This window comes from Salipiger sp. PrR003 (genome assembly GCF_010500785.1).
GTDB classification, from domain to species: domain Bacteria; phylum Pseudomonadota; class Alphaproteobacteria; order Rhodobacterales; family Rhodobacteraceae; genus Salipiger; species Salipiger pacificus_A.
Window position 1 is genome coordinate 20,115 of the sequence record NZ_JAAGOV010000035.1, and the last position, 23,572, is coordinate 43,686.

Genomic DNA, 23,572 nt, shown 5'->3' on the forward strand with positions numbered 1-23,572 from the left:
TCAGTTCCTTTCAGTGTCCTGCGCCGCCACCGGCGGCAAGCGTTGCGCCTTCTCCACCAGCACCACCGCCGCCTTCGCCGCCGCCATAGATCGCGGCGGTCAGATCGGCCTGTGCCATGTAGAACTCGCGTTTTGCGTTTGCCGCTTCCAGGGATGCGCCAAGTTTCTCGCGCACATCAGTCAGCAGCTCGAAAGTGTTGGTGATCATGCCGTTGTAAGACAGCAAACCCTCTTCTTCGACGGTCGTGCGTAGCGGCACCAGAACGTCGCGGTAGTGGCGCGCGATTTTATAGGCGGCATGATAGGAAGTCTCAGCACCGCGCGCTTCGGACCGGACGTTCACGGCCTTCTCTGCGAGCACGTTGGCCGCTTGTAGATAAGACAATTCCGCCTTGCGCATCCGGGCCTTGCCGGTGTCATAGATCGGGATCGCGAACTCCACTTCCACCTGAGGGGTGGTCACGGTTTCCGTTTCTCCGTCCTCAATTTCCCGCTCCGCCTCGAACCCGGCAATGAACTCAAGATCGCTGACAATGCGGGTCTGATCGGTCAGCCCAAACGCCTTGGCCTGCGCTTCCAGGCCAAGTTTGGCAACACGGAGATCCACCCGGTTTCGGAGCGCCTTGGCCTCGATGTCGGTCACACGGCCGACAGAACGCGGCAGTGCAGGAAGGGCATCTGGCACATAGTAATCGACTTCGGTGCCCCAGAGACCCATCAACCTGGTCAAAGCCTCCTTGGACCGAGTGGCGTTCAATCGTGCCTGTGCAAGTTGCCCCGCCAGTTCGGCATTGAATGCCTGTTCGCGGGCCTGCCCAGCTTTGTTGAGTGCGCCGGTCTCGCCCAACCGCATAGCCAGTTCCGAGCCGGCGTCAGAGGTCGCTTTCGCGCGCCGCAGATAGCTCACTGCCTCGAAGGCGGCGACTGCATCGACCCATGCCTTTCGCGTCTGATTGGCCAGTGCAAGTGTGTCGTTCACGGCATTGAGCTGAGCCTGCCGGAAGCTTGCATCAGCAATGGCCATGCGCTGTTTGCGCGTGGTGGCATCGAGGACGTTCGACCGGATCAGCCCTTCGATCGCCCTGTAGGCACCGAGCTCAGGCGCACCGATTCCCAGGACGCCAATTGAGACGATCGGGTTTTCCGGCGTCGATTGCTGCCAGGCCTCAGCGGCCGAGAGGCCAACATTGGCGTAAGACGCTTGCAGACCCTTATTGTTCAGCAGCGCAACCTGAACCGCCGTATCGGCCGAGATCGTCTTCTGATGCACCATGCTGTGCACCTGTTTCTTGAGAGCTTCGTTTTCGGCCTGCGTTTCCGCAAACACGGTCCGTTTGCCGATCGCTGGCGTGATCTGGCTGGCCACATTGGCAAAACCGGCCTTCGGTTCGGTGTAGCTTCCCGGTACTGCGGTAGCGCAGGCACCCAAGAAAAGTGGAAAGCCAAGAACCAGCGGAATCTTAGATACCCGCATCAGTTGCCCTCCGTCTGCTCTTGATTGACAGACCGCCAATCACGGGGGCCGGTCGGACCACGATAGGTGTAGCCAGCCAATGGATCTTGATAGCTGATCGGAGACGAAACGGTCGCGTTGACGACAGCCTGTTGTGTCGCAACGGAGGGCAAAGGGGTAGGCTCATAGGCGCATGCGCCAAGCCCGAGGGCCGAAGCCCCCATAAGTAGATGAATTTTCATGAAGGTATCCTGATTGATGAACGATGTCTCACGCAGAGTCTGCGCAAGGCTCACACCCGGATTGGGCGCCGTTTCAGATCAGGAATCGAGGGGGCCGCAGAAACCCTGATGTTTCGACGGAATGCGTCTGACCGCTCAGGATCATATATTCTTTCGCAGCAATAGGATCCGGGAATACCAAGTCTGCGTCTGGAATGACGACAGAAATGCATATTCCGTTACAACACTGAGTTGATTGATGCTCTGTTTCACCAATGTCGGAGGATATGTCATCCACGTCAACTGTCGCCGGGTGTTTCATGTGGTCGGCGTGGATATCAGTTCCCTGACCAACTGTCGGTTCGCTGAGAAGGGCACTGATCGATCCAGAATGCTGACCATCATGCATTCCCGAGGCCGCGTGTGCCGCAGAAGGTGGAGACAGAACCAATGCCAACGCAAAAGCGAAGCAAGTGAGGAATTTCACCCATACCGAAGTGGCGACACGCATTCTCATGAACGGGAACTTGGACGTTTTGACAAATTAGTCAACGCTTACAGCGCGGGAAGGTTTGGCACATTCTAGCGAGGCAGGCGAATTCTCGCTGCGAGCGCTCAAAACTGTTGCGCAATAGATACATAGCAACGTTCACCAGTCAGACAGAAGACGCGAAAATGGCAGGGAATATTTCAATAATGACTGGAATTGCCGGGACTAAGTCAGTCTTTCCGATCCGTAGCCCGCATCATGAATCGCTGCCTTCAGAGCGCTTTCATCCAATGCGCTATCTACCTCGACGGAACGCGCAGTCAGGTCACAGGTGACAGTCGCGTGTGGATCTATCGTCACAATGGCCTTCTCTATCGACGCGGTGCAATGTCCGCAGTTCATGTCCGGCACGCTGAACCTGATCATCACGATCTCCTTCTTGCTGCTGCCATCTAGGCCGCTGCCCTATGGGAAGGTCAATGCCCGAAAAAATTCCTCGATGCATCTATTGACCTTCCAGCGAATGGAACCCTTATCTCTCGCAAGACCAGGATCAGGAGTCACCCATGTCGGATTCGCATACCCTTCGACTTTCCCTGCAGAACATGTCCTGCGCCTCTTGCGTTGGGCGGGTGGAGCGTGGACTTTCCGGCCTGCCGGGTGTCAGCGACGTTCACGTCAACCTTGCCAGCGAGACGGCCAAGGCGCAGATCGACGCGCAAGGGCGCATTTCGAACATCGTCGAAAAGCTGGAAGAGATTGGCTATCCGGCCCGTAATCAGAGCACTCGCCTGAACGTGGCCTCCATGTCTTGTGCGTCCTGCGTTGGGCGGGTGGACAAGGCGCTGGCGGCGGTGCCGGGCGTGCTGGACGTGAACGTCAATCTGGCATCGGAAACTGCGACGGTAACGTATCTCGAAGGCTCGTTTGCGGTTGCGGACCTGCTGAAGGCGGCGGGTGACGCAGGCTATCCCGCGACCTTGCCGCCGGACAGCGCGCCGGAAGACACGAGTGCCCGCAAGGATGAAGAGGCGCGGACGCTGGCTCGCAGGACCGCGCTGGCGGCGACCCTCGCCCTGCCTGTGTTTCTGCTGGAAATGGGCGCGCACCTGATCCCCGGCATGCATGGTCTGATCGGCGACACGATCGGCCATCGGGCAAGCTGGCTGATCCAGTTCGTCCTGACCACGGTGGTCCTGCTCTGGCCGGGGCGCAGCTTCTATACGCGCGGGTTTCCCGCGCTGTTCAAGGGTGCGCCGGACATGAACAGCCTTGTCGCTGTCGGCACCTCTGCCGCCTATCTCTATTCTCTGGTCGCTCTTTTCGCGCCCGCGCTGCTGCCCGAAGGGTCGCGCGCCGTCTATTTCGAGGCGGCGGCGGTGATCGTCGTTCTGATCCTGCTGGGCCGCTGGCTGGAGGCACGCGCCAAGGGCCGCACCGGCGCAGCGATCCAGAAGCTGCTGGGCCTTCAGGCCAAGACCGCCCGCGTGCTGGTGGACGGAGAGCCTGAGGACGTGGCCATCGAGCGCATCGCCGCGGGCGACATCCTGCTCGTGCGCCCCGGAGAGCGGATTGCCGTGGACGGTGAAGTGACCGAAGGCAGCGCCCGCGTCGATGAGAGCATGATCACCGGCGAGCCGGTGCCTGTGGCCAAGTCGTTGGGCGATCCCGTCACCGGCGGGACCGTCAACGGTTCCGGTGCCTTCCAGTTCCGTGCGACACGCGTGGGAGCGGATACGACGCTGGCGCAAATCATCCGTATGGTCGAAGAGGCGCAGGGTGCCAAGTTGCCGATCCAGGGTCTGGTGGATCGGATCACCCTGTGGTTTGTGCCCGCTGTCATGGCGCTGGCGCTGCTGACGGTGATGATCTGGCTGCTGGTCGGACCATCGCCCGCCCTGTCCTTTGCGCTGGTCGCCGGCGTTTCGGTGCTGATCATCGCCTGCCCCTGCGCGATGGGGCTGGCCACGCCGACCTCAATCATGGTGGGCACCGGCCGTGCCGCCGAAATGGGTGTGCTGTTCCGCAAGGGCGATGCGTTGCAACAGCTTTCTACCGTCGATGTGATCGCGCTGGACAAGACCGGCACGGTGACCGAAGGACGCCCCGAACTGACCGATCTGGTGCTAACGGAAGGTTTTGACCGGGCCGAAGTGCTGGCTCTGGTCGCGGCCGTAGAGGCGCGGTCGGAACATCCCATCGCCGAGGCCATCCTGCGGGCGGCAGAGGCCGAGGGCGTTGCCCGGCACGACGCCCGAAACTTCGCGTCCGTCACCGGCCACGGTGTTCGGGCGGAGGTCTCGGGCCACGACGTGCTGGTGGGGGCAGACCGCCTAATGGCGCGCGAAGGCCTGGACATCGGCGCGTTGGTCGACGAAGAGCGCCGCCTGGCCGAGCGGGGCCGCACCGCGCTTTACGCCGCCATCGACGGACGCGTTGCCGCCGTTATCGCCGTGGCCGATCCGGTGAAGCCGTCCAGCGCGGCGGCCATCCGGGCGCTGCACGATCTGGGCCTGAAGGTTGCCATGATCACCGGCGACAAGCGCGAGACGGCAGAAGCGATCGCGCGCGAGACCGGCATCGACCATGTGATCGCGGGTGTGCTGCCGGATGGCAAGGTCGCGGCATTGGACGATCTGCGCGGCACGGGCCAGCACATCGCCTTTGTCGGCGACGGCATCAACGATGCACCCGCGCTTGCCCATGCGGACGTGGGCATGGCCATCGGCACCGGCACCGACGTCGCCATCGAATCCGCCGATGTGGTGCTAATGTCGGGCGATTTGCGCGGCGTGGTCAACGCGCTGGAAGTGTCGCGGCGTACGATGCGCAACATCCGCCAGAACCTGTTCTGGGCCTTCGGCTACAACGTGGCCCTCATTCCGGTGGCGGCGGGGCTGCTCTACCCGGTGTCGGGCCTGCTGCTGTCGCCGGTGCTGGCGGCTGGGGCAATGGCGCTCAGCTCGGTCTTCGTACTGACGAACGCGCTGCGCCTGCGCCGCGTCCGCCCGGCGATGGACGAGGCGGCGAAGGCCGCGACCGACCCCCGCATGTCTCCCGTCCCGGCTGAATGAAACAAGGAGAATACGATCATGAATATCGGAGACGTGGCCGACCTGTCCGGCCTTCCCGCGAAGACCATCCGCTACTACGAGGACATCGGGCTGGTCGAGCCGCTGCGCAGTGCCAACGGTTATCGCAGCTTCCGGCAGAGCGACGTCCACAAGCTGGCATTTCTCGGCCGGGCGCGCGCCTTGGGCTTCACCATCGAGGACTGCCGGAGCCTGCTGAAACTCTATGCCGATACCGAACGCGCCAGCGCCGAGGTCAAGCAGATTGCTGAGGAACACCTCGACCGGATCGACCGGAAAATCGCAGAATTGACCGAGATGCGCGCGACGTTGTCGCACCTTGTCGATGCCTGCGCTGGCGATCACAGGCCTGATTGTCCGATTCTCGCAGATCTGGCTATGGAAGAGGATAAGACCCGGACCGCCAGGGCAGCGGATTAAGCGGGCTTAGATATGTTCCGCAGCGGGCAGCGCCACCCATAAGGTGCGACTGACTGTAGTTATTTCGGAACATTCCAGCGCGGGAAAGTTGTTCCACCTCTAGACTTCACGATTTCGAGAGAGGACAACTTCATGTCATATGGCCGCTTTTTCGCGATGATCGCCACGTCTACCGTCGTCATGTTCGGTCTGATGTATCTCAATACCTACCTCTGGACGCATGTGTTCTGGTCGGAAACGCGGGCCTACATGGCTCTCCTGATGGGTGCCACCATGGCGATCATCATGCTGGGCTTCATGCTGTCGATGTATTCCAGCAAGATGGCTAACGCCACCATCTTCATCGGTGCCGCTGTGGTCTTTGCCGCCTCGCTTTGGCTGGTCCGCAGCCAGGTGACGGTGGGCGACACCAGCTACATGCGGGCAATGATCCCGCACCACTCGATCGCGATCATGACCTCCAGCCGCGCCGATATCTCGGACCCGCGCGTGCGCAAGCTGGCGGATGAGATCATCTATGCGCAGGACAAGGAAATCGCCGAGATGCGTTATCTGGTGAACGATATCGACGCCAACGGTGACAGTCCGGCACAGTCAGAAAGCGGACCGACGCAGATCATGAGCCTCGACGAGGCGCTATCAACCCCGGAAATCGCCATTCTCGACCTCGAATTTCTTACTACGGAGGACATTGCGCAGATGTTTCCCGGCGGCGCCGCGTGCACGTTCACCTACACCACCACAAGCAGGCCTGCGCTGGCGGTGGGCCGCATCGACGGTGGGAGTGTAGCTCTCGCCAAGATCAGCGGCGATCTGGTGCGGCTGGAGGCTGGCGACGCCGGAAGCACTTGGGGCATGGAAGGCATGACAGTGGCGTTGAGCGCGCCGAGCGGACCCGGCATATTGGACGCAAATAGTGGCGAAATGCAGGACGCCGATCTCGTTCTCGAACTTGGGTCCGGTCTGCGTGCAGGGTATCGCGGATATTACGGTTGCGGTGCCTGAACCAGAAACTGGAGGAAACACCATGCCGAAAGACGCATCGAAATCAGCCCAACTCTACCGGATGGTCATGCAGGATCATCTTTGCCCTTACGGTCTCAAGTCCAAAGACCTGCTTGAACGGGAAGGGTACGAGGTCGAGGATCATCACCTGACGACACGTGAGGAAACCGATGCCTTCATGGAAAAGCACGGGGTCGAGACCACGCCGCAAACGTGGATCGGCGAGGAACGGATCGGCGGCCATGACGATCTGCGGGTGCATTTCGGTCTCGACGCGCCGGAAAGCGAACGCTCGGACACCTCCTATCAGCCAGTGATCGCGATTTTCGCCGTCGCGTTCCTGATGGCGCTCGGCCTGTCGTGGTACAGCTTTGGAACCATCCTCAGCCTGCGCGCGCTGGAATGGTTCATAGCGATCTCGATGTGCTTGCTTGCAGTGCAGAAGCTTCAGGATGTGGAAAGTTTCTCGACCATGTTCCTGAATTACGACCTGCTGGCGCGCCGCTGGGTGCGCTACGGCAAGATCTATCCTTTCGGAGAGGCATTCGCCGGCATCCTCATGGTCGCCGGGGCGCTCACCTGGCTTTCGGCACCCGTGGCCTTGTTCATCGGCACCGTCGGCGCGGTATCGGTGTTCAAGGCGGTATACATCGACAAGCGCGAATTGAAATGCGCCTGCGTCGGGGGCGACAGCAACGTGCCGCTGGGGTTCGTCTCGCTCACCGAGAACCTGATGATGATGGTCATGGGCATCTGGATGCCGATCCGGGTCTACCTGATCGGCTGACGGCCCCGCGACCTCTACAGAGGCGCGGCGTGTACGACCTTGCTGAGTGGTGGAGATGATCCTCACCTACCAGCCATCGCGCCAAGAGCTGGTTCGAGGTTCGTCAGCCGATCGTCGCGAGAAAGGGAAACGTCCCCAGCAGCCAATAGGCAAACCGTGACAGTTGCCCGGTCATGATGGCAACTCCCATGATGATCATGGCAACACCCGCGCCCTTGTAGAGCCAGCGACCGGCCTTGCCGATCTGCCTTACCCGCGCGGCGACGGCGTCGGTGAACAGCGCAGCCAGCAGGAAAGGCACCCCCAGACCAGCGGAATAGATCGACAGCAGCCAGATGCCGTCCGACATGCCGCCGGAGGTCGAACTGAGTGTCAGGATCGCGCCGAGGATCGGTCCGATGCAAGGTGTCCAGCCAAAGGCGAAGGCCAGTCCCAGCACGTAGGCCCCAAACGGGCGACCGCCGGGAATGTCGAGATTGAAACGGGTATCGCGCGAGAACGCATCCAGACGAAAGATACCCACCATGAACAGTCCGAACAGAATGATGATCCCGCCACCGAAATAATTCAGCTCGGTGCGCCATGTCAGCAGCAGCGACCCGAGCGCGCTGGCCCCGGCCCCGAGGGCGACGAAGACCGTCGAAAAGCCCAGCACGAAGCAGGCACTCAATCCGAGCGCCCCGGCACGTGCCCGCAGACCAACCGACCGCGTCGTACGCAGGTCCGGCTGCCCCGCAATGTACGAAACGTAGCCCGGCACAAGCGGCAGGACGCAAGGCGACAGGAACGAAATGGCCCCCGCCAGGAAGGCCGCGAAGATGCCGATGCCGGAGATGTCCATCACGCGTCACGCTCGGTGCTGAAGGGCCACACGGCCCACCAGAACGCGACCAGCGGGACCACGATCCATTGCAACACAGGTGACAGGCCCGCATCGAGGACCGGAATGATTGGCATCAGGTCCGAATAGGCCCAGGCGGCGCGGATCACGATGTTGAGCCATTCGCTGAACAGCGTGTATCCGAGCCCGAACACCACCGTCAGGACGGTCACAGACCGCCGCGTCGAGGCGACCAGGGGCCAGCCCCGGCCCGACAGCATGAGGGCAAGCATCAGCGCGCTCATGGCGATCAGGATATCGCCACCCGTGCAATGGACGGCTGCGAAGACAATCTCACCCCAGGTGCCCTCGTTCCATATCGTGTAGAGCGGCATATGCGCGAACTCCCAGATCAAGTTGGCCGGGATGATCACCGCAAAATACCGACGCAGAGCTGTCAGGGAAATTCCGTCTGTCGAGGACAGCCTGACGCCAGTCGCGACGACACTCATTGAAACACACCTGTCAGCCGGTCCCACCAGCTGGGCTCCCGGCGTCGATGCTGGGCGTTGTTGATCAACTCGCTGACATAGAGGATCAGGTTCACGTTCTTGAAGTCCATGCCATGGAATTTTGCAGCGAACCGCCCGCCGATGTCCACAACATGGGTGACCGCTCCGTGCATCATCATGTCGCTGTCGGCGGTCATCGTGAACTCCAGCCCATAGTCCCGCGCCAGAACGCGCGTTGCATTTTCAGTCTGATCGGGACGTTTGGTTAGAATAACCCAATTGCTTGGATCGAGCCCATGCCGGTCCGAGTAATCGCGCAACACGTCTGGCGTGTCGTTCACAGGATCGGTCGTGATCGAGATGAACTGCACAAGCTCCTTCATCGGCCCGTCGTTGATCGAAGCCTGGACCGCCGCGATCTTTTCCGCATGGAGCGGGCAGATATCCGGGCAGTTGGCATAGATGAAATGAAGGATGACCACCTTGTCGCTGAAATCCGACAGGCGCACGGGATTCCCCTCGGAATCCTGCAGCTCGAAACCCGGAGCCTGCGCTGCATCGATGGCTTGGAAGTAGGGCTCCATCTCGAACATGCGCGCATCCAGGTTTTCCCCCGGATGATTGGCGAAGGCCGGAGACGAAATCGTGGCCGCGAGTATCGCTAAAGCGGCGCGCCGTGTCAGTGCTGTCAATTCTTGTATCCTTACAATAAATGCCTGCCGATCCGTTGACCGACAGGCATTTGGGCAAATCTAGCCTTCAGACTTTTCCGACGGCATCATGCCGCCGTCCATATTCTCGGTCATGGACGCCATCATCTCGGTGCAGGCTTCCATCATGGGTTTCATTTCGGCCATCATCTTCATCATGCCCATCATGTCGCCGTCCATCATGCCGCCTTGCATGGCCCCCTCATTCTGCATCATTTCGCCCGTTTCCGGCGTGGTCTGTTCCTGGGCGCTGACGGCAAATGCACTTGCGGTAAGGGCCGTCGCAACGACGAAAGTTGTAAGTGTTTTTCTCATGGTTTTCTCCTTGGGTTGATCGTATGGTTATCGAAAGAACTCAGTCGGGAGACGCCCCGTCCGGCGAGTTGGAGCATCCCTTTCCAGACCCGCCCTTCATGCACAGACCCAGGCCGCACATCGCGGCACAGGGGGCCAGCGAGACCAGAACAGGCGCGAGCCCGATCGCGGTGAGCCATCCCCAGTTCAGGGCCATGCCGCCCCCCATCACGGTTGCCGCACCGACGAACAGCAATCGTCTGCGCGTCAACCACCGGGGCCAATTTCCTGCGCTTTCGATGTTGGCGGCACCCGCAATGTTGGAAGGTGATATTTCGGTCATCCGGAAAGTCCTTTCGATGATTAAAAGCTAGTCATTCCAGTAACTGGAAGGTCAAGGGTGAGCAGTGGACTTTTGCTGGGATTCATTCAATAAAGCTTCGCAAAAAGGACACCATCTCGGGATCATCCCATTCGGCCGGGCCGACCAGTCGCCCGAGCTCCCGCCCCTGCGCGTCGATCAGGATCGTCGTCGGCAGGCCAACGGTGCGCAGCGCGGTCATCGAAAGCATGGTCTGGTCGACATACATATTGAGATTGGTGACACCGATCTCGTCGTAGAAACGCCGAACGATTTGTGATCCGGCCCGGTCGATGGAAAGGGCAACCACTTCGAAGTCGTCGCCGCCAAGTTCCGCCTGAAGCGCATCGAGCGTCGGCATCTCTTCGCGGCAGGGGACGCACCAGGTTGCCCAGACATTCACGAGGATCACTTTGCCGCGAAAATCTTCCATGTCTCCGCGGCTGCCGTCATCTTTCTCGTAGCGCACATTGGCGACAGGCTGCGGGGTGTCGTGAAGTGCAAACCCTTGCGGTGTCGCGAAAGCCGCGCCGACGGACAGTGCCCAGGCGATCAGCGGCGGTTTCAGATTTTTCATGGCGTTTTCTCCTTGGCGGATTGGGTTTTGTGGTCACGGACGATCGGCAGCAGCGTTTCCTGCAGGATTGCTCGTGTGATCGGACCAACATGGCGGTAGGCGATGGTGCCGTCGGGCGCGATGACGTAGGTTTCGGGCACGCCATAGACGCCCCATTCGATACCGGCGCGTCCGTTGATGTCGGCCCCGATGCGCGCGTAGGGATCACCCAACTCGTCGAGCCAGGCGCGCGCCTGATCGGGCGGGTCCTTGTAGTTGATTCCGTAGAGCGGCACCTCACCGGTTGCACTCAACTCCATGAACAACGGGTGTTCGGCACGGCAGGGCACACACCACGAGGCGAAGACGTTCACCAGTGACACGTGTCCGATCAGGTCCTGCGTCGAAAGACCTTCTTCTCGGCCGAGCACCGGGGGCAGCGCGAAGTCGGGCACGGGTTTGCCGAGAAGTGCCGACGGCAAGTCGTCGCCACCCCTGAAAAGCCCCCAACCGAACAGGACCATGAGGGCAAAAGCTATCAGCGGAACCAGCACGAACCCGGAGATACTGCGTCGCGACACAGGGTCGGCATTTCCCTCGACCTCTTCCGTCATGGCTGCGCCTGCTCATCGGCAAGGGATCGGCTTTCCTGCGACGCGCGGATCCGGTTGGGCCATGTGCTCTTGATGTAGTCAATGATCGCCGTGATCTCATCGTCTGTCAGCACATCCTCATATCCGGGCATGTCGCTTTCGTACCCGTTCCCGACAATCGCCGCCGGTCCGCGTTTCACGATGTCGAGCAATACGCGGTCGGGGTGATGCCAGGTATGGCCGGAGGCGTCGTGCGGCGGGGCAGGCAACCTGCCGTTCGGCAATCGTGTGCGCCAATCTGATTGCCCCTCCAGGTTTGCCCCATGGCAACTGGCACAATTCTCTTGATAAAGGCGCTCGCCCATGAGCACGTCGCTCTGCGCCGCTACGGGCAAAACCGTCGTGGCGAGCAGGACAGCCGAGAGCCTAATCGTGTTTTTCACTAAGTTTCCGCCTTCTTGTTACGAGCCACCTACAGAGGACGATTAGTGCCGCGAGCGACGACAGGACAAGCAGGACGCAAAGCGCCCAGACCAACCCCATCGACAACAGGCTATCGCCGCTGCTGGCACCCTCAATCCGCATTCTGGCACATTTCTATTTTCCGCTGTCCGAGCGGATGTATTTGACCAAGGCGATCGCCGCGAGGACCAGCACACCCACGATCAGCAACCAGACGAGGCCCATCGCAATCATCATGCCGCCGCCCATCATTCCACCGTCCATCATCATGCATTCCATCCTTTGTTTTCCCTTGAAGCCGGTCCGGCACGGGTTCGCACCAGACCGCGCAATTGATCATTCGACCGCATATACGGTCGGGCTCACACCTTCCTCGACGGTGTAAATCTTGAAGGGCTCCTGTTTCGCGCCGCCCATACCCGGCGATCCCAATGGCATGCCGGGAAGAGTCACACCGGCAATTTCCGGGCGCTCTTCCAGCAGCCTGTTGACGACATCAATCGGCACGTGGCCGCTGACGACGTAATCGTCTAAAAAGGCTGTATGGCAGCCTTGGAAGTCATCCGGGATGCCGCGCATCGCGGCTGATCTGCGCCAGATCGTGGGTCGGCTTCACCTCCACCGTGAAACCGTTCTCGCGCAGATAGTCCGCGTAACTCTCGCAACATCCGCATTGTGGGTTCTTGTAGAGCGTGACCTCCTGCGCGGCGGCAGGCGCGGCATTCAGGCTCATCGCAAGGACGGCGACGGCACCTGCCGTGCCGAGGCTGGCAAATCCAAGTATCTTGTTCATCGGTTCATTCCTTTCCGTGGCCATTGGGTTGTGAGATTTCAAATTTTGGTCGTGCCGGGATTGATGCGGATGACGCCCATCATGCCTGCCGCCTGGTGTTCCAGAATGTGGCAATGGAACATCCAGTCACCGGGATTGTCCGCGGCGAAGGCAATATCGACCCGTTCTTCGGGTGCCATCAGGACGGTGTCCTGCCATTCGCGATACCGAGTCGGTTGTCCGTTGCGGGCGATCACACGGAACGAATGCCCATGAAAATGGATCGGATGGTGCCAGGCGGTGCGATTATCCATCTCGAACACGTGCGACGTGCCCTGCGGCAGGACCAGCAAGGGGTCCATCATATGACCCGTTGCGGCTTCTGCATTGATGAACCACATGTTGCCCTCGCGCATCTGGTCCATCATCGACCCCATGCCGCCGCCCATCATCATCTGCCCCATCATTCCGCCGTTGAAGACGATCTGATGCCGCGCGGCCGACGCCATGTCCGGTTCGGCCAACGGGTTGGGGGGCAGATCCATCGACCAATCCGGCACCGTGTCCCGCAACCTGTCCGGCCCGTAGGCGAGATCGACCAGACGGTATTCAAGTCCCTCGTAGAAGGCATCGATGACGGTTACGGCATCTCCGGGCTTGCCGGTCAAGTCGATGACCAAATCGACACGCATCGCCGGGCCGATCACCACGACCCCGCCGTCAGGGGCATGGGGCGTCACGGGTTGACCGTCCAGCGCGACCACGACCGGAGCAAGACCCCCGAAATCCAGCCCGAATATCCGCGCTTTCGCCGCGTTGACTAGCCGCAAGCGGATGCGTTCGCCGGATCGCACCGCGATGCGTTCGGGTATCTGACCGTTGATGGTCACGGAATTGCCGATACGACCGCCGTGCATGGCGTCGTGGCGGCTGCCGAAGTCACCCGCAATCTGTCCGTGCCGGGTCATGCGCCAGTCGTCCAGCATCCAAGTCAGGTCACGATCCACGCGGATCGGGTCCGCTTCCTCGACAATCAGCGGCCCGTAAAGGCCGCGTCCAACCTGTTCCGAACTGCGCTGGTGCGGATGGTACCAGAACGTGCCCGCATCCAGCGCATCGAACTCGTAGAGAAAATCGCCATCAACCGGGGTCGGATCCTGTGTAAGGAACGGCACTCCGTCCATCGCATTGGGCGTGCGGATGCCATGCCAGTGGATTGTGGTTCCTTCATCCAATCCATTCTGAGCCAGAACGCGGAGTAGGTCGCCCTGGCGTACTCGGATTTTAGGGCCGGGGACGGATCCATTATAGCTCCAGACATTAATCGGGCCGTATGGTGACGGGCGCAGGGCGGCCTGTCCGGATGCCGCGCGTAGGACGAATGGGTCCCCAGTTGGATCGGCCATCGCCATTTGTGCAGGTGACAGAGCGGATAGGGCTGTGAATGCGGCACCTGTGCGAAGCACGTGCCTTCGTGAAATCGGTCTGTGGAGGATCATCGCAACTGCCTTGATCTGAAAAGGTCGCACTCAGCCAGCTTCGGCCAAGGCAACAATCAGGCCTCGCAGCAGGCGAGGCCGGTTTCAGGTTCCGAGAGGCAGTTTGGGAGGGAATGGATCAAGCGACGGATTCGCGCCGAGTGGGATCAAAGGTTCGGCACCCCGGACGGCAGTACCAAACGGCATCGCGAGCCGCGCTGACGGCATCTTGGCAAGGAGGCCAGCCGTACCGCTGGAGCCGCAGGGAACAGGACACCCACCTTCACAGGCAGTACCGTCAGCAAATCCGGCGGGATAGCAACCATTGCAGAGGCCATCGGCGCTTTCGGCGGTTTCCATCTGCGCCATCGCCGTGTCCGACATATTGGCCGACGACACATCCGGCGCAGTCACGGCACCGAAGGTCAGCATGAGAATCAAAACAAGGCGAAAAACGCGGAACATGAACAATTCTTAGAACCTTCCAGTAAGGGGAGGTCAAGCGATATTCTGTAACTTGGACGTGATGCCCCTGTAGCCTCACGATCTTGAGGCGGATCTCATTTCACTCGAATCGCACATCGGCACACAGTACCCGGTTAACGTCGCTACGTAGTAGGGCCGGATCCGCCAGAAGCATTATTCCATATTCAATTCAGTTAGTCCTTTTCTTGCAGAATCGTTGGCTACCCGTCACGCGCCCACGCAATTGCGGACTCGGTATCGCTGGATTCGAACCACTGCATCTCGGAGCCCGTCAGTAGGTTGACCACCCGTGCGCCCCATTTCATCCATCTGCGTTCTCCGACAACCGCTATGCGACGGAAATCGTTCACGTGGGCGGTGTCGATCTTCAGATCTTCCAGGATCGCCGAAGGCTCTTCGTAGCCCTCGAAACTTGTAAGGTCGAGAACCAGACCCGGATTATCGGTTGTTCCAAGACGTTCATGAAGCAGCGCGTGCATTTTCTTGAAGTCTGCCTCTGTCAACTTGCCTTCGCAGACGAGCCCGATGACATCATCATGCTCGGTCAGCGTTTCCTTGAACATTGGTCTTCTCCTTTTCACTTGCGTTGCCGTGACCGTAGAGATCGGCGTTCTGATGAGCGCGATCCTCATGCTCAAATTCGAGACTGGAATGGCTGATGCCGAACTCTTCCTTCAGCCGCTTCTTGATCGCGCTCTTGATCTCTTCGATCTTCGACCAGCCCTCGGCTGCCACGACGACATGGCAGTCGAGCGCAGCCTCGTGCTCTTGCATTTGCCAGAGATGGACGTAGTGGACGTCGGCGACGCCTTCGACTTTCCGCATCGCTTCGACGACGGCCTCGTTGTCGATGTCCGGCGGGCTCCCGAGCATCAGGGTTCGGATTGGGCCGCCTATTTCAGTGAAAGACAGATACAGGATGTAGATCGCGATGCCGATGGTGATGGCAGGATCGACCCAACGCATGTCGTAAAGGATGATCAGCGACCCACCGACGATAACCGCGACCGAAGCAAGCGCGTCCGACAGGTTATGCAGGAAAAGCGCGCGGATGTTCACGCTGCCCTTCTGCATCGAATAGGTCAGCATTGCGGTCAGCGTGTCGACCACAAGCGCAATTCCACCGAGAATGACGACGGTCCACCCCATGACTTCGGGTGGATCAATCATGCGCATGCCACCTTCGTAGATCAGATAGAAGCCGATCACGATGAGGGTGGTGTAGTTGATCAGGGCCGCCACGATCTCGACCCGGCCATAGCCGAAGGTCATGCGTTCATCGGCCGGGCGGCGCGCGATCTTGCGTGCGGCGAAGGCAATGACAAGCGAGGCCATATCGGAAAAGTTGTGCAGCGCATCGGCGATCAGTGCCAGACTGCCCGAGAATATGCCCCCGACGACTTGCGCAACGGTAAGTAGCCCGTTTGCCCAGATGGCGATGGCAACCCGCCGGTCCCCAGAATTCGGATCGATAGGCGCGTGCCCGTGGTCATGTGGCATTGGCAGGCTCCGCGTGCGCGTGTGTCGCGCGTCGGTCAGTCTTCAGGCGACCGCTGCGAAAACCACGTACGCGCGCATTCATCCAGTGGCGGATGATATGACGGTAAAGGGCACCACGCAGCCATCCAAAGGATTGCTCATGGGACAAATAGAAGGCGTCCGGCGTATCAAACACGCCGAAATCTTGCACGATGCCGGATTTCTGAATGTAGGTATCTTCTCCGTTCCAGGTGACGGGAGGCGCGCCAAGGCAATCCGTGCCCGCGCCATAACCGCAGAGACTGTCCGTGTCCGAGAAAGACGTTTGCAGGACTGTCAGGAAAGCGTCATCCAGGATGAAGCCTTCGAGGTTGAACCAAGCACCTTGATATTCGATCTCAACCCATGAGTGGAGAATTTCTTGCGGAGCAAGCGGATACACCAACTCTGGGACAACACCGCGCTGCAAGCCTTTGTGGATCGTAAACCCATGCAACCGGCAACGAATGCCAACACCACGCAGCAACGCCATCAAGAGCGTCCCTTTGGTATTGCACTGCCCGCACCCGTCGGAAAGCACCTCGGAGGCGGGGATGTCGTCAGCTCGATTGTATCCGAACGCGATTTCATTCCGAACGAAATCATAGGCAGCTCCGACCCGATCGTATTCGGATAAGCCGCGCCAGCTGCGGTTCTCAATTAGATGCGCAAGAGGCGCGGCATCAAAATCCAGTAGTTTGGTGGGTACAAGTAGGGGGTCGGTCATCTGCAACGGGTCGCTCCTCGAATCGTCTTGGAACAAGACTAATTGCTATAGTCACTGTAGCTTCAATCCTTTCTTTCAGAAAGAATCTCCCGCAATTATTTGCCCGTATGAACTGCTTTGTGGTGTTCGCCGTGTGCGTCGCGCAGAATGTCGATACCTCCCCAGGCCGCGATCCCGGCGACAATCACGCCGACGACGAGGTCCGGCCAGTTGGTTCCCAGCCAGGCGACGAGGCCGCCAGCCACGACGATTCCGAGGTTCGCGGCGAAATCGTTGTAACTGAAGGTGTTGGCCGCGCGGATGTTGACGTCCGGATCTTTGAGCTTAGCGAGCAGCCAGACGCAGACTGCGTTGATGGCCGCCGCAATCAGGGCCATGACGATCATGATCGTCCCGAGCGGATCTGACCCGCCGATGTAGCGGCGCCACGCATCGTAGAGGATGCCTGCAGCGAACAGGATCAGCAGCCCACCGGAAACGTTCGCCGCCCCGCGTTTCCATTTGTCGGATCGGGACAAAGCGAAAAGGCTGATCGCGTAGACGAAGCTGTCGGAGAGGTTATCGAGCCCGTTGGCGATCAGAGCACTTGAATCGCCGAAGGCGCCTGTTGCGAAAAACGCCACGGCCAAACCGATATTGAGCGCCAGAACGATCCAAAGCGTCCGTCTCTCCATTGAATCTTGTCTAGCGGCCATTTTGTGGTTCCAGCTTGTGTTGTGCAACACATTAACTTCTGCGGCTGATCTGCGTTCCAGCCGGAATGTTGGCTGAATTCCTTCAGACCCCGATTTCCTCGTGCTCGGTCAAGCATTCCGAATGGTCCCGCAACACCTCAAGCACCTTGCAATCTCCCGTCCGCCCGCCGCTGCATTCGTGAACCATGCGTTTCAGTTCCGTGCGCAGCGCCTTCAGGCGCGCCATGCGCTGCTCCACCTGTTTGAGCTGGCGACGCGCGATGGCATCGGCCTCGTGGCAGGGCCGGTTGGGATGGTCGCTGAGGTCGAGCAGCTCGCGGATCGCATCGAGCGAGAAACCGAGTTGCCGCGAGTGGCGGATGAAGGACAGTCGATCGAGCTGTGCATTGTCGTAGCGCCTCTGTCCGCCTTCGGTCCTGCCAGGTTCGGGCATGAGTCCGATCTGTTCGTAGTACCGGATGGTCTGCACTTTTGTGCCAGTCTTCTTTGACAGAGTACCGATCGTGAGCATTTTCGCCTCCATGAAAAAGATACAGTTTGTGTAGGTTTTGCCGTCGAAATAAACAAGTGTCGGATTCACAGACGCGTGAGTTGAAGCTATACCATGATTTCGCGCTTGAACCTCTAGCGGCTAGAGGATGTATCCGCACATGCAATAAGAATCAAAAACAGGCGAACAGGATTGTCCCTTACATCGGCACAGAAGTTTCTTTGGGTTTTGGCAGGCGTTGCAGCGCTTGCCTTCCTATGGCTTTTGCTATGGTCCGATTATCGTGCCGATAGCGCCCGAACTGACGCCGAGCCGCCTTTTTTCGCTCAGTTCGAACTGACGGACCACCAGGGTATGGTTCGAACCGAGGAGGACTTTGCGGGGCGCTGGATGCTGGTTTTTTTCGGCTTTACCAACTGCCCCGACGTTTGCCCAATGACCCTATCTGAGGTCGCGGCGGTGATGAAGGGTCTGGGCGACGATGCCGCCAAGGTCCAGCCGATTTTCATAACAATCGACCCTGAACGAGACACGCCCGCAGCACTCGCCGAATACGTCCCGCTGTTCGATTCGGGCATCATCGGGCTGACGGGCACGCCGGAACAGATCGCCGCCACGTCCGAGACGTTTCCAATCGTCTTTGAGCGCGTCGAAGAGGCCGCAGCGCGGGATGGGTACACCATGGGCCACACGTCGCATCTGTTCCTCTTCGATCCCGACGCGGGCTTCGCCGACTCGTGGCCCTACGGCACCTCCGCCGAAGAGATCCTCGCCGATCTGGAAAAGAGGATCTGACCGAAATGAACCGTATGTCCGGAGAAACAGCCCTCGGGCTGGCGTGGATCATCGCGCTCGTCGCCTCGCTTGCCGTGCTTTTCATCGGCGAGGTGCTGGGGCAGACGCCCTGTGTGCTGTGCTGGTTCCAGCGCGCCTTCATGTTCCCCTTGGCCATTGTCCTCGGGCTCGGCCTTTGGTGGCGGGACGGCCGCGTGGGGCGCTACGGCATCGCATTGGCGCTTGGCGGCGGCGCAATCGCCCTCTGGCACATGGGGCTGTACGTCGGTCTTGTTCCCGAACGCATCCAGCCCTGCACGGCCACCGGCCCCTCTTGCACCGATGACAACCAACTGGTCTTCGGCATCCCGATCCCGCTGATGGCGCTCGCCGCCTTCGCGCTGATCGGGGCGCTGTCGGCCCTTTCATTGAAGGACACACGAACATGAACCGACGCGGCCTGATCCTGTCCGTTCTCGCCCTCGGCGTCGCCGGTTTCGGCGGAGCCACCTGGTTTGCAACCCGCCCCGGCCCGGTGGCCGGAGCGGAGCCTGTTGCGCCGGAACTCGCGGACGCGATGATCCGCCCCTACTCGCCCATCCTCGGGCCTGCGGAAGCGCCCGTCACGATCGTCGAATTCTTCGATCCGGCCTGCGAGGCCTGTCGCGCCTTTCATCCCATCGTGAAGGACATCATGGCCGAGCATGGGGATGCTGTCCGCGTCGTGATCCGCTACACGCCCTTCCACGGCGCGGCATCCGAGGAAGCGATCCGCGTGCTCGAGGCGGCGCGCATGCAGGACGTTTACGTGCCGGTGCTTGAGGCCGTTCTGCGGGAACAGCCGAGATGGGCGTCGCACGGTGCCCCGGCGCCTGGCCTGATCCTTCAGATCGCCGCCACGGCCGGACTCGATGCCGAGGCCGCGCGCACGCAAATGCTGGCACCCGATGTCGTGGCGATCCTGAACCAGGATCGTGCTGATGTCGAGACCGTGGGAATTCGCCAGACGCCCACATTCTTCGTGAACGGCAAGCCGCTCGATCCATTCGGAGAGGCAGAATTGCGTCGTCTGGTGGCTGCCGAAGTCGCTGCCGCGCCAAGCTGAATGGAAAGTGCAGGATCAGAACGATGAAAAAGTATATTTTGACCAGCACACTGGCGGCGCTTTTGACCCTTGGAGGGTTCTCAGCGCCCGCGCTGGCCGGACCCGAGGATGTTGTCGTCGAGAACGCGTGGTCCCGCGCCTCCATCGGGATGAACCGTCCCGGGGCCGCTTACATGACGATCCGCAACACTGGCGACGAGCCAGTGACGCTGATCGGCCTTACAACACCGCTCGCGATGATGCCCGAAATTCACGAGACGAAGACAAATGCCGAAGGTGTGAGTTCCATGAGCCCGGCGGGGGAGATCGCGATCGCCCCGGGCGAGAGCGTCGCGCTCGAACCGGGGGGCCTGCACGCAATGCTGATGCGGCTACAAGAACCGATGACGGAAGGGGACACCTTTCCGCTGACCCTGCTTTTCGACGACGGAGGCGAAGTGACGGTCGAGGTGCCGATCCTCGGAATCGCCGCGCGGGGGCCAGAGGACTGATGCGGCGACGGGCGATCCTGGGGTACGGCGCGGCTGGTGTCGGGGCGGTCGCCCTGATGCTCTTCGTCGGTTGGTGGCAGGTCGATGGACCCGGTGGACCCGAACCTGTCGGGCAGCGGCCTGTGGCCCTGACCGAGATGGATTTCCGTCTGACGGATCATGAGGGCAACGCGGTCGGGCCAGAAACCCTGATCGGTCGCCCGACGATGGCGTTCTTCGGCTTCACCTACTGTCCCGATGTCTGCCCGACCACGCTCTCGGACATTTCGGGATGGCTCGACGATCTGGGAGACGAGGCCGACGAGATGAACGTGGTTTTCATCACGGTCGATCCCGAGCGCGACACTGTCGAAACGATGGCCGAATATGTCGGCTACTTCCATCCTGCGATCCGTGGCTGGACGGGACCGGAAGAGCAGATCGCGCGCGTCGCGGACGGCTTCCGCGCCACCTACGAGCGGGTGCCGACGGAGAGCGGCGATTACACGATGAACCACACCGCGAGCGTCTTCCTGTTCGCAGCCTCTGGGCGGTTCGTCACCATGATCGACTATCACGAAGCCAGAGAATTCGCGGTGCCGAAGATCCGTCGCGCGCTGGCAGAAGAAATGGTGGGGGCGACATGAGGCTCAGAACTTTGGCGGCGGGTGTCGCAATTGCGGGGACGGTTTCGGGAGCGGCTATCGCCATCTCTGATTTCATGTCGAAAGAACCCGTGCCGCCGGAACTTGCCCAGGCAGGTAGCTGGATGCCCCAAGGTCCTGAAGCCCCTAGAAACGGTGACATCCTCGTGACGCTGCCCGCGACGGCATGGGCAGAGGATGCACCCGACCTCGGCCCCCTACCCCTTCTGCAGGTCGCATTTGCCGACAGGCCGGTAAGGACGATCGAGCCACCGCTATCGACGTGGTCGCGCGACATTGCACCTGGCGAGACGCTCGATTTCTTGCTGTCCGAAGCCGGTCTTGCGGCACCTGAAAGAGCCGAAGTTGCCCTCGCGCTTGGCGCGGAATACGATCTGCGACGGCTGCGGCCGGGGCATTCGGTCACTGTTGTCTCGACCATGGACGGCAGCCCCCGCACCGTCTCGCTCGCCGTCGAGGACGGGGTTCGGATCGAGGTGCTTTTCGGCGAGCAGTTGTCCACCCAGGTCTTAGCTCCAGACCCGGAGATCGTAACCCTTGCCGGCGAAGCCGTGATCGACAGTTCGATCTTCGCGGCACTCGACGAAGCCGGCATACCCGCCCGTTTTTCCGTGGACCTTGCGCAGATGCTGGGTGGGACCGTGGATTTCCGCCGCGAGTTGGCCGGTGGCGAGACACTAAGGCTTCTCTGGCGTGAGGCGCGTGTGGGCGAGGACAGGATCGGACAACCCGATCTTGCCTTTGCCGCATTGGAGATCGGCGGTTCGCTTTACGAGATCGTATGGCCGGACGACGGCAGCGGTCAGGCGACGATCTACGTCGATGGCGAGGTGCTGCGCGTCTTCGCACAGCCGGTCGAGGGTGCGCGCCTCAGCTCGGTGTTCGGACGCCGCACGCATCCGGTCTTTGGCAACGTCCGGATGCACACCGGCGTCGATTTCGCAGCGGCACGTGGGACACAAGTTCAATCGACGGCACCGGGGCGGGTTAGCTTCATCGGCTGGCGCGGTGGCTATGGTCGCGTGGTCGAAATCTCGCACGGCTCCGACACCATGACGCGCTACGCGCATCTGAGCGCCGTGCCGGAAGACCTGGCACAAGGCCAACGCGTTGCGGCGGGAGATGTGATCGGCCGCGTCGGCGCGACCGGCACGGCGACAGGTCCGAACCTGCACTACGAAGTCCTCGTGGATGGGCGCCCGACTGACCCGCTCTCTGACGACCGGCTCGCCGAAGCAGCCGAGAGCGAAGCGGATGATACGGCCGCGCTCTCGCGTCTGGCCGAGGCGCGCGCGCTTCTGAATCAAAACCTCGGCAGCGAGATTGCCGAAACGACAACCGAAAGGCTCTGACCCATGAAACGCATGACCCAAGCTCTTGCCATCACGCTCGCCCTGTTCCCGGCGGCACAGGCCCTCGCAGAGGCAACGGCGATCGACGTGCGCAAGACGAACGGATGCGGCTGCTGCCTCTCGTGGATGAACCATCTCGAAGAGAACGGTTTTGCGCCGACCGGCCAGGACATGAACGGCGGGCTGCTGGTACGTTTCAAGCTCGACAACGGCGTGCCGCAGCGCATGGTCTCCTGCCACACCGCGCTCATTGATGGCTATGTGATCGAAGGCCATGTCCCGGCCGCTGACATCCGCCGCCTTCTCGAGGAGCGCCCGGACGCCGTCGGTCTCGCCGTGCCTGGGATGCCCTATGGCTCGCCCGGTATGGGGCCTGAAGATGACCGCGAGGCCTATGATGTCTTCCTCATCCGCGAGGACGGGTCGACGGAAGTCTTTTCGAGCTACGCCGAAGGATAATCTGGCCCGCCCATGGAAAATCTGTCCCCGATCATGCTCGGCTTTCTCGGAAGCCTCGCCGCCGGATCGCTTACGGCGGTCGGAGCAGCTCCCGTGCTGTTCGGGCGCATCCCGTCGCGGGCCACACGCGATCTGTCGCTCGGCTTCGCTGCCGGTGTCATGCTGTCAGCCTCGTTCTTTTCGCTGATCATCCCGGCATTAGATGCCGCAGAGCCGATGTTCGAGAACGGCGCGATGCCTGCGGCCATCGTATGCGTTTCGATCCTTCTGGGCATGGGGGCTGTCGCCCTGATGAACGAAAAGCTGCCGCACGAGCATTTCAAGACGGGACGCGAAGGGCCCGAAGCGGCGTCATTGCGGCGGGTCTGGCTGTTCATCATCGCGATCACGATCCACAACTTTCCCGAGGGTCTCGCGGTCGGGGTCGGGTTCGGTTCCGGTGGCATGGAAGGTGGCCTCCCACTCGCCATCGGCATCGGCTTGCAGAACGCGCCCGAAGGATTGGCCGTCGCGGTGTCGCTACTGGGCGAGGGATATCCGAAGCTGCGCGCCTGGGGCATTGCGGCGCTGACTGGCATGGTCGAGCCGATTGGCGGTCTGCTCGGGGCCGGCATCATCACACTGTCGGAACCGCTGCTTCCATGGGGTCTGGCCTTTGCCGCGGGCGCAATGCTCTACGTCATTAGCCACGAAATCATCCCCGAAACCCATCGCAGCGGCCATCAGAACAGGGCGACGCTCGGTCTCGCAGTCGGGCTCGTTCTGATGCTGTTCCTTGATGTCTGGTTGGGATGAGGCAATGTCA

Annotated in this window: 32 protein-coding genes; 12 read left to right on the forward strand and 20 right to left on the reverse strand. The window is 60.8% G+C overall.

The features are described from left to right. Positions 1 to 10 precede the first annotated feature (10 nt). The 3 genes from G0D83_RS10305 to G0D83_RS10320 all read right to left on the reverse strand — a co-directional run bounded on the left by G0D83_RS10305 (position 11) and on the right by G0D83_RS10320 (position 2,590). Complete coding sequence (locus tag G0D83_RS10305; protein ID WP_164193019.1) at positions 11 to 1,474, reverse strand: TolC family protein; 1,464 nt, start codon at positions 1,472 to 1,474, stop codon at positions 11 to 13. A gap of 294 nt (positions 1,475 to 1,768) precedes the next feature. Then, positions 1,769 to 2,185 (reverse strand): hypothetical protein, encoded by a 417-nt coding sequence (locus tag G0D83_RS10315; RefSeq protein ID WP_235958029.1) that lies wholly within the window; start codon positions 2,183 to 2,185, stop codon positions 1,769 to 1,771. Positions 2,186 to 2,389: 204 nt separating this feature from the next. Next, complete coding sequence (locus G0D83_RS10320) at positions 2,390 to 2,590, reverse strand: heavy-metal-associated domain-containing protein (RefSeq protein ID WP_066010354.1); 201 nt, start codon at positions 2,588 to 2,590, stop codon at positions 2,390 to 2,392. A 140-nt stretch (positions 2,591 to 2,730) separates the two neighbouring features. On the opposite strand from G0D83_RS10320, the gene G0D83_RS10325 reads away from it, so the two are divergent. From G0D83_RS10325 to G0D83_RS10340, 4 genes are all read left to right on the forward strand, one after another. Next, positions 2,731 to 5,238 (forward strand): heavy metal translocating P-type ATPase, encoded by a 2,508-nt coding sequence (locus tag G0D83_RS10325; RefSeq protein WP_164193022.1) that lies wholly within the window; start codon positions 2,731 to 2,733, stop codon positions 5,236 to 5,238. 18 nt (positions 5,239 to 5,256) lie between these two features. Further along, complete coding sequence (gene cueR, locus G0D83_RS10330) at positions 5,257 to 5,676, forward strand: Cu(I)-responsive transcriptional regulator (RefSeq protein ID WP_066010352.1); 420 nt, start codon at positions 5,257 to 5,259, stop codon at positions 5,674 to 5,676. A 132-nt stretch (positions 5,677 to 5,808) separates the two neighbouring features. Beyond that, a complete protein-coding gene (locus G0D83_RS10335; RefSeq protein ID WP_164193025.1) occupies positions 5,809 to 6,681 on the forward strand; it encodes a DUF305 domain-containing protein in 873 nt (290 codons plus the stop codon). Between the two features lie 22 nt (positions 6,682 to 6,703). Beyond that, positions 6,704 to 7,468 carry a MauE/DoxX family redox-associated membrane protein gene (locus G0D83_RS10340; protein ID WP_172839579.1) on the forward strand — a complete coding sequence of 255 codons (765 nt, stop codon included), beginning with the start codon at positions 6,704 to 6,706 and terminating at the stop codon, positions 7,466 to 7,468. 103 nt (positions 7,469 to 7,571) lie between these two features. Here G0D83_RS10340 and G0D83_RS10345 read toward each other — a convergent pair whose 3' ends face one another. From G0D83_RS10345 to G0D83_RS10420, 17 genes are all read right to left on the reverse strand, one after another. Continuing rightward, positions 7,572 to 8,309, reverse strand: coding sequence for a cytochrome c biogenesis CcdA family protein (locus G0D83_RS10345; protein ID WP_164193168.1), 738 nt, complete (start codon positions 8,307 to 8,309; stop codon positions 7,572 to 7,574). Further along, complete coding sequence (locus G0D83_RS10350) at positions 8,309 to 8,800, reverse strand: hypothetical protein (protein ID WP_164193029.1); 492 nt, start codon at positions 8,798 to 8,800, stop codon at positions 8,309 to 8,311. Before G0D83_RS10350 ends, G0D83_RS10345 begins: the two co-directional genes overlap by 1 nt. Then, positions 8,797 to 9,492, reverse strand: a complete 696-nt coding sequence (locus G0D83_RS10355) for an SCO family protein (RefSeq protein WP_203595585.1) — start codon at positions 9,490 to 9,492, stop codon at positions 8,797 to 8,799. Before G0D83_RS10355 ends, G0D83_RS10350 begins: the two co-directional genes overlap by 4 nt. A gap of 60 nt (positions 9,493 to 9,552) precedes the next feature. Next, a complete protein-coding gene (locus tag G0D83_RS10360) occupies positions 9,553 to 9,825 on the reverse strand; it encodes a hypothetical protein (protein ID WP_164193032.1) in 273 nt (90 codons plus the stop codon). Between the two features lie 404 nt (positions 9,826 to 10,229). After that, the gene (locus G0D83_RS10370; RefSeq protein ID WP_043772509.1) at positions 10,230 to 10,742 is read right to left on the reverse strand and encodes a TlpA disulfide reductase family protein; all 513 of its coding nucleotides are present in this window, start codon (positions 10,740 to 10,742) and stop codon (positions 10,230 to 10,232) included. After that, positions 10,739 to 11,335, reverse strand: coding sequence for a DsbE family thiol:disulfide interchange protein (locus G0D83_RS10375; RefSeq protein ID WP_043772511.1), 597 nt, complete (start codon positions 11,333 to 11,335; stop codon positions 10,739 to 10,741). The genes G0D83_RS10370 and G0D83_RS10375 overlap by 4 nt, the downstream gene beginning before the upstream one ends. After that, on the reverse strand, positions 11,332 to 11,709 hold the full coding sequence (locus tag G0D83_RS10380; protein WP_237267629.1) for a cytochrome c: 378 nt from the start codon (positions 11,707 to 11,709) through the stop codon (positions 11,332 to 11,334). The genes G0D83_RS10375 and G0D83_RS10380 overlap by 4 nt, the downstream gene beginning before the upstream one ends. A 202-nt stretch (positions 11,710 to 11,911) precedes the next feature. Continuing rightward, positions 11,912 to 12,046, reverse strand: coding sequence for a hypothetical protein (locus tag G0D83_RS32505; protein ID WP_009503829.1), 135 nt, complete (start codon positions 12,044 to 12,046; stop codon positions 11,912 to 11,914). Positions 12,047 to 12,112: 66 nt separating this feature from the next. Next, positions 12,113 to 12,355, reverse strand: coding sequence for a DUF411 domain-containing protein (locus G0D83_RS32155; protein ID WP_235958030.1), 243 nt, complete (start codon positions 12,353 to 12,355; stop codon positions 12,113 to 12,115). Further along, positions 12,336 to 12,569: a hypothetical protein gene (locus tag G0D83_RS32160; protein ID WP_235958031.1), complete on the reverse strand. Its 234-nt coding sequence runs from the start codon at positions 12,567 to 12,569 to the stop codon at positions 12,336 to 12,338. The genes G0D83_RS32155 and G0D83_RS32160 overlap by 20 nt, the downstream gene beginning before the upstream one ends. A 38-nt stretch (positions 12,570 to 12,607) precedes the next feature. After that, positions 12,608 to 14,047, reverse strand: coding sequence for a multicopper oxidase family protein (locus G0D83_RS10390; RefSeq protein ID WP_164193035.1), 1,440 nt, complete (start codon positions 14,045 to 14,047; stop codon positions 12,608 to 12,610). Between the two features lie 84 nt (positions 14,048 to 14,131). After that, positions 14,132 to 14,491, reverse strand: coding sequence for a hypothetical protein (locus G0D83_RS10395; protein WP_089851992.1), 360 nt, complete (start codon positions 14,489 to 14,491; stop codon positions 14,132 to 14,134). A gap of 221 nt (positions 14,492 to 14,712) precedes the next feature. Continuing rightward, positions 14,713 to 15,075, reverse strand: coding sequence for an STAS/SEC14 domain-containing protein (locus tag G0D83_RS10400; RefSeq protein ID WP_164193038.1), 363 nt, complete (start codon positions 15,073 to 15,075; stop codon positions 14,713 to 14,715). Then, on the reverse strand, positions 15,047 to 16,012 hold the full coding sequence (locus tag G0D83_RS10405; RefSeq protein WP_028095360.1) for a cation diffusion facilitator family transporter: 966 nt from the start codon (positions 16,010 to 16,012) through the stop codon (positions 15,047 to 15,049). Before G0D83_RS10405 ends, G0D83_RS10400 begins: the two co-directional genes overlap by 29 nt. Continuing rightward, positions 16,002 to 16,757, reverse strand: coding sequence for a transglutaminase family protein (locus G0D83_RS10410; protein WP_164193171.1), 756 nt, complete (start codon positions 16,755 to 16,757; stop codon positions 16,002 to 16,004). The genes G0D83_RS10405 and G0D83_RS10410 overlap by 11 nt, the downstream gene beginning before the upstream one ends. Positions 16,758 to 16,852: 95 nt before the next feature. Beyond that, positions 16,853 to 17,431: a cation transporter gene (locus G0D83_RS10415; protein WP_164193041.1), complete on the reverse strand. Its 579-nt coding sequence runs from the start codon at positions 17,429 to 17,431 to the stop codon at positions 16,853 to 16,855. A gap of 103 nt (positions 17,432 to 17,534) precedes the next feature. After that, positions 17,535 to 17,963, reverse strand: a complete 429-nt coding sequence (locus G0D83_RS10420) for a helix-turn-helix domain-containing protein (protein ID WP_037954972.1) — start codon at positions 17,961 to 17,963, stop codon at positions 17,535 to 17,537. Positions 17,964 to 18,134: 171 nt separating this feature from the next. Here G0D83_RS10420 and G0D83_RS10425 point away from each other — a divergent pair, with 171 nt between their 5' ends. Genes G0D83_RS10425 through G0D83_RS10460 form a run of 8 tightly spaced genes read left to right on the forward strand, consistent with a single transcriptional unit; the run spans position 18,135 to position 23,562 of the window. Then, the gene (locus tag G0D83_RS10425) at positions 18,135 to 18,737 is read left to right on the forward strand and encodes an SCO family protein (protein WP_235958034.1); all 603 of its coding nucleotides are present in this window, start codon (positions 18,135 to 18,137) and stop codon (positions 18,735 to 18,737) included. Positions 18,738 to 18,742: 5 nt separating this feature from the next. Further along, complete coding sequence (locus G0D83_RS10430) at positions 18,743 to 19,165, forward strand: disulfide bond formation protein B (protein ID WP_094037491.1); 423 nt, start codon at positions 18,743 to 18,745, stop codon at positions 19,163 to 19,165. Then, the gene (locus G0D83_RS10435) at positions 19,162 to 19,821 is read left to right on the forward strand and encodes a thioredoxin domain-containing protein (RefSeq protein WP_164193046.1); all 660 of its coding nucleotides are present in this window, start codon (positions 19,162 to 19,164) and stop codon (positions 19,819 to 19,821) included. The genes G0D83_RS10430 and G0D83_RS10435 overlap by 4 nt, the downstream gene beginning before the upstream one ends. Positions 19,822 to 19,844: 23 nt before the next feature. Next, a complete protein-coding gene (locus G0D83_RS10440; RefSeq protein ID WP_009503840.1) occupies positions 19,845 to 20,312 on the forward strand; it encodes a copper chaperone PCu(A)C in 468 nt (155 codons plus the stop codon). Then, complete coding sequence (locus G0D83_RS10445) at positions 20,312 to 20,938, forward strand: SCO family protein (protein WP_164193050.1); 627 nt, start codon at positions 20,312 to 20,314, stop codon at positions 20,936 to 20,938. Before G0D83_RS10440 ends, G0D83_RS10445 begins: the two co-directional genes overlap by 1 nt. Then, the gene (locus tag G0D83_RS10450; RefSeq protein ID WP_164193054.1) at positions 20,935 to 22,308 is read left to right on the forward strand and encodes a M23 family metallopeptidase; all 1,374 of its coding nucleotides are present in this window, start codon (positions 20,935 to 20,937) and stop codon (positions 22,306 to 22,308) included. Before G0D83_RS10445 ends, G0D83_RS10450 begins: the two co-directional genes overlap by 4 nt. A 3-nt stretch (positions 22,309 to 22,311) precedes the next feature. Then, positions 22,312 to 22,767, forward strand: coding sequence for a DUF411 domain-containing protein (locus G0D83_RS10455; protein ID WP_164193056.1), 456 nt, complete (start codon positions 22,312 to 22,314; stop codon positions 22,765 to 22,767). Between the two features lie 12 nt (positions 22,768 to 22,779). After that, on the forward strand, positions 22,780 to 23,562 hold the full coding sequence (locus G0D83_RS10460) for a ZIP family metal transporter (RefSeq protein WP_013959873.1): 783 nt from the start codon (positions 22,780 to 22,782) through the stop codon (positions 23,560 to 23,562). The last annotated feature ends 10 nt before the right edge of the window (positions 23,563 to 23,572 follow it).

Bases quoted from the DNA above. Each gene is read 5' to 3' on its own strand.
- G0D83_RS10395 (WP_089851992.1), bottom strand. From the start codon at position 14,491: ATGTTCCGCGTTTTTCGCCTTGTTTTGATTCTCATGCTGACCTTCGGT.
- G0D83_RS10430 (WP_094037491.1), top strand. From the start codon at position 18,743: ATGAACCGTATGTCCGGAGAAACAGCCCTCGGGCTGGCGTGGATCATC.
- G0D83_RS10370 (WP_043772509.1), bottom strand. From the start codon at position 10,742: ATGAAAAATCTGAAACCGCCGCTGATCGCCTGGGCACTGTCCGTCGGC.
- G0D83_RS10420 (WP_037954972.1), bottom strand. From the start codon at position 17,963: ATGCTCACGATCGGTACTCTGTCAAAGAAGACTGGCACAAAAGTGCAG.
- G0D83_RS10315 (WP_235958029.1), bottom strand. From the start codon at position 2,185: ATGCGTGTCGCCACTTCGGTATGGGTGAAATTCCTCACTTGCTTCGCT.
- G0D83_RS32505 (WP_009503829.1), bottom strand. From the start codon at position 12,046: ATGATGATGGACGGTGGAATGATGGGCGGCGGCATGATGATTGCGATG.
- G0D83_RS10450 (WP_164193054.1), top strand. From the start codon at position 20,935: ATGAGGCTCAGAACTTTGGCGGCGGGTGTCGCAATTGCGGGGACGGTT.
- G0D83_RS10375 (WP_043772511.1), bottom strand. From the start codon at position 11,335: ATGACGGAAGAGGTCGAGGGAAATGCCGACCCTGTGTCGCGACGCAGT.
- G0D83_RS32160 (WP_235958031.1), bottom strand. From the start codon at position 12,569: ATGAACAAGATACTTGGATTTGCCAGCCTCGGCACGGCAGGTGCCGTC.
- G0D83_RS10455 (WP_164193056.1), top strand. From the start codon at position 22,312: ATGAAACGCATGACCCAAGCTCTTGCCATCACGCTCGCCCTGTTCCCG.
- G0D83_RS10410 (WP_164193171.1), bottom strand. From the start codon at position 16,757: ATGACCGACCCCCTACTTGTACCCACCAAACTACTGGATTTTGATGCC.
- G0D83_RS10415 (WP_164193041.1), bottom strand. From the start codon at position 17,431: ATGGAGAGACGGACGCTTTGGATCGTTCTGGCGCTCAATATCGGTTTG.
- G0D83_RS10390 (WP_164193035.1), bottom strand. From the start codon at position 14,047: ATGATCCTCCACAGACCGATTTCACGAAGGCACGTGCTTCGCACAGGT.
- G0D83_RS32155 (WP_235958030.1), bottom strand. From the start codon at position 12,355: ATGCGCGGCATCCCGGATGACTTCCAAGGCTGCCATACAGCCTTTTTA.
- G0D83_RS10440 (WP_009503840.1), top strand. From the start codon at position 19,845: ATGAAAAAGTATATTTTGACCAGCACACTGGCGGCGCTTTTGACCCTT.
- G0D83_RS10325 (WP_164193022.1), top strand. From the start codon at position 2,731: ATGTCGGATTCGCATACCCTTCGACTTTCCCTGCAGAACATGTCCTGC.
- G0D83_RS10335 (WP_164193025.1), top strand. From the start codon at position 5,809: ATGTCATATGGCCGCTTTTTCGCGATGATCGCCACGTCTACCGTCGTC.
- cueR (WP_066010352.1), top strand. From the start codon at position 5,257: ATGAATATCGGAGACGTGGCCGACCTGTCCGGCCTTCCCGCGAAGACC.
- G0D83_RS10405 (WP_028095360.1), bottom strand. From the start codon at position 16,012: ATGCCACATGACCACGGGCACGCGCCTATCGATCCGAATTCTGGGGAC.
- G0D83_RS10320 (WP_066010354.1), bottom strand. From the start codon at position 2,590: ATGATCAGGTTCAGCGTGCCGGACATGAACTGCGGACATTGCACCGCG.
- G0D83_RS10345 (WP_164193168.1), bottom strand. From the start codon at position 8,309: ATGGACATCTCCGGCATCGGCATCTTCGCGGCCTTCCTGGCGGGGGCC.
- G0D83_RS10435 (WP_164193046.1), top strand. From the start codon at position 19,162: ATGAACCGACGCGGCCTGATCCTGTCCGTTCTCGCCCTCGGCGTCGCC.
- G0D83_RS10445 (WP_164193050.1), top strand. From the start codon at position 20,312: ATGCGGCGACGGGCGATCCTGGGGTACGGCGCGGCTGGTGTCGGGGCG.
- G0D83_RS10400 (WP_164193038.1), bottom strand. From the start codon at position 15,075: ATGTTCAAGGAAACGCTGACCGAGCATGATGATGTCATCGGGCTCGTC.
- G0D83_RS10350 (WP_164193029.1), bottom strand. From the start codon at position 8,800: ATGAGTGTCGTCGCGACTGGCGTCAGGCTGTCCTCGACAGACGGAATT.
- G0D83_RS10360 (WP_164193032.1), bottom strand. From the start codon at position 9,825: ATGAGAAAAACACTTACAACTTTCGTCGTTGCGACGGCCCTTACCGCA.
- G0D83_RS10305 (WP_164193019.1), bottom strand. From the start codon at position 1,474: ATGCGGGTATCTAAGATTCCGCTGGTTCTTGGCTTTCCACTTTTCTTG.
- G0D83_RS10460 (WP_013959873.1), top strand. From the start codon at position 22,780: ATGGAAAATCTGTCCCCGATCATGCTCGGCTTTCTCGGAAGCCTCGCC.
- G0D83_RS10340 (WP_172839579.1), top strand. From the start codon at position 6,704: ATGCCGAAAGACGCATCGAAATCAGCCCAACTCTACCGGATGGTCATG.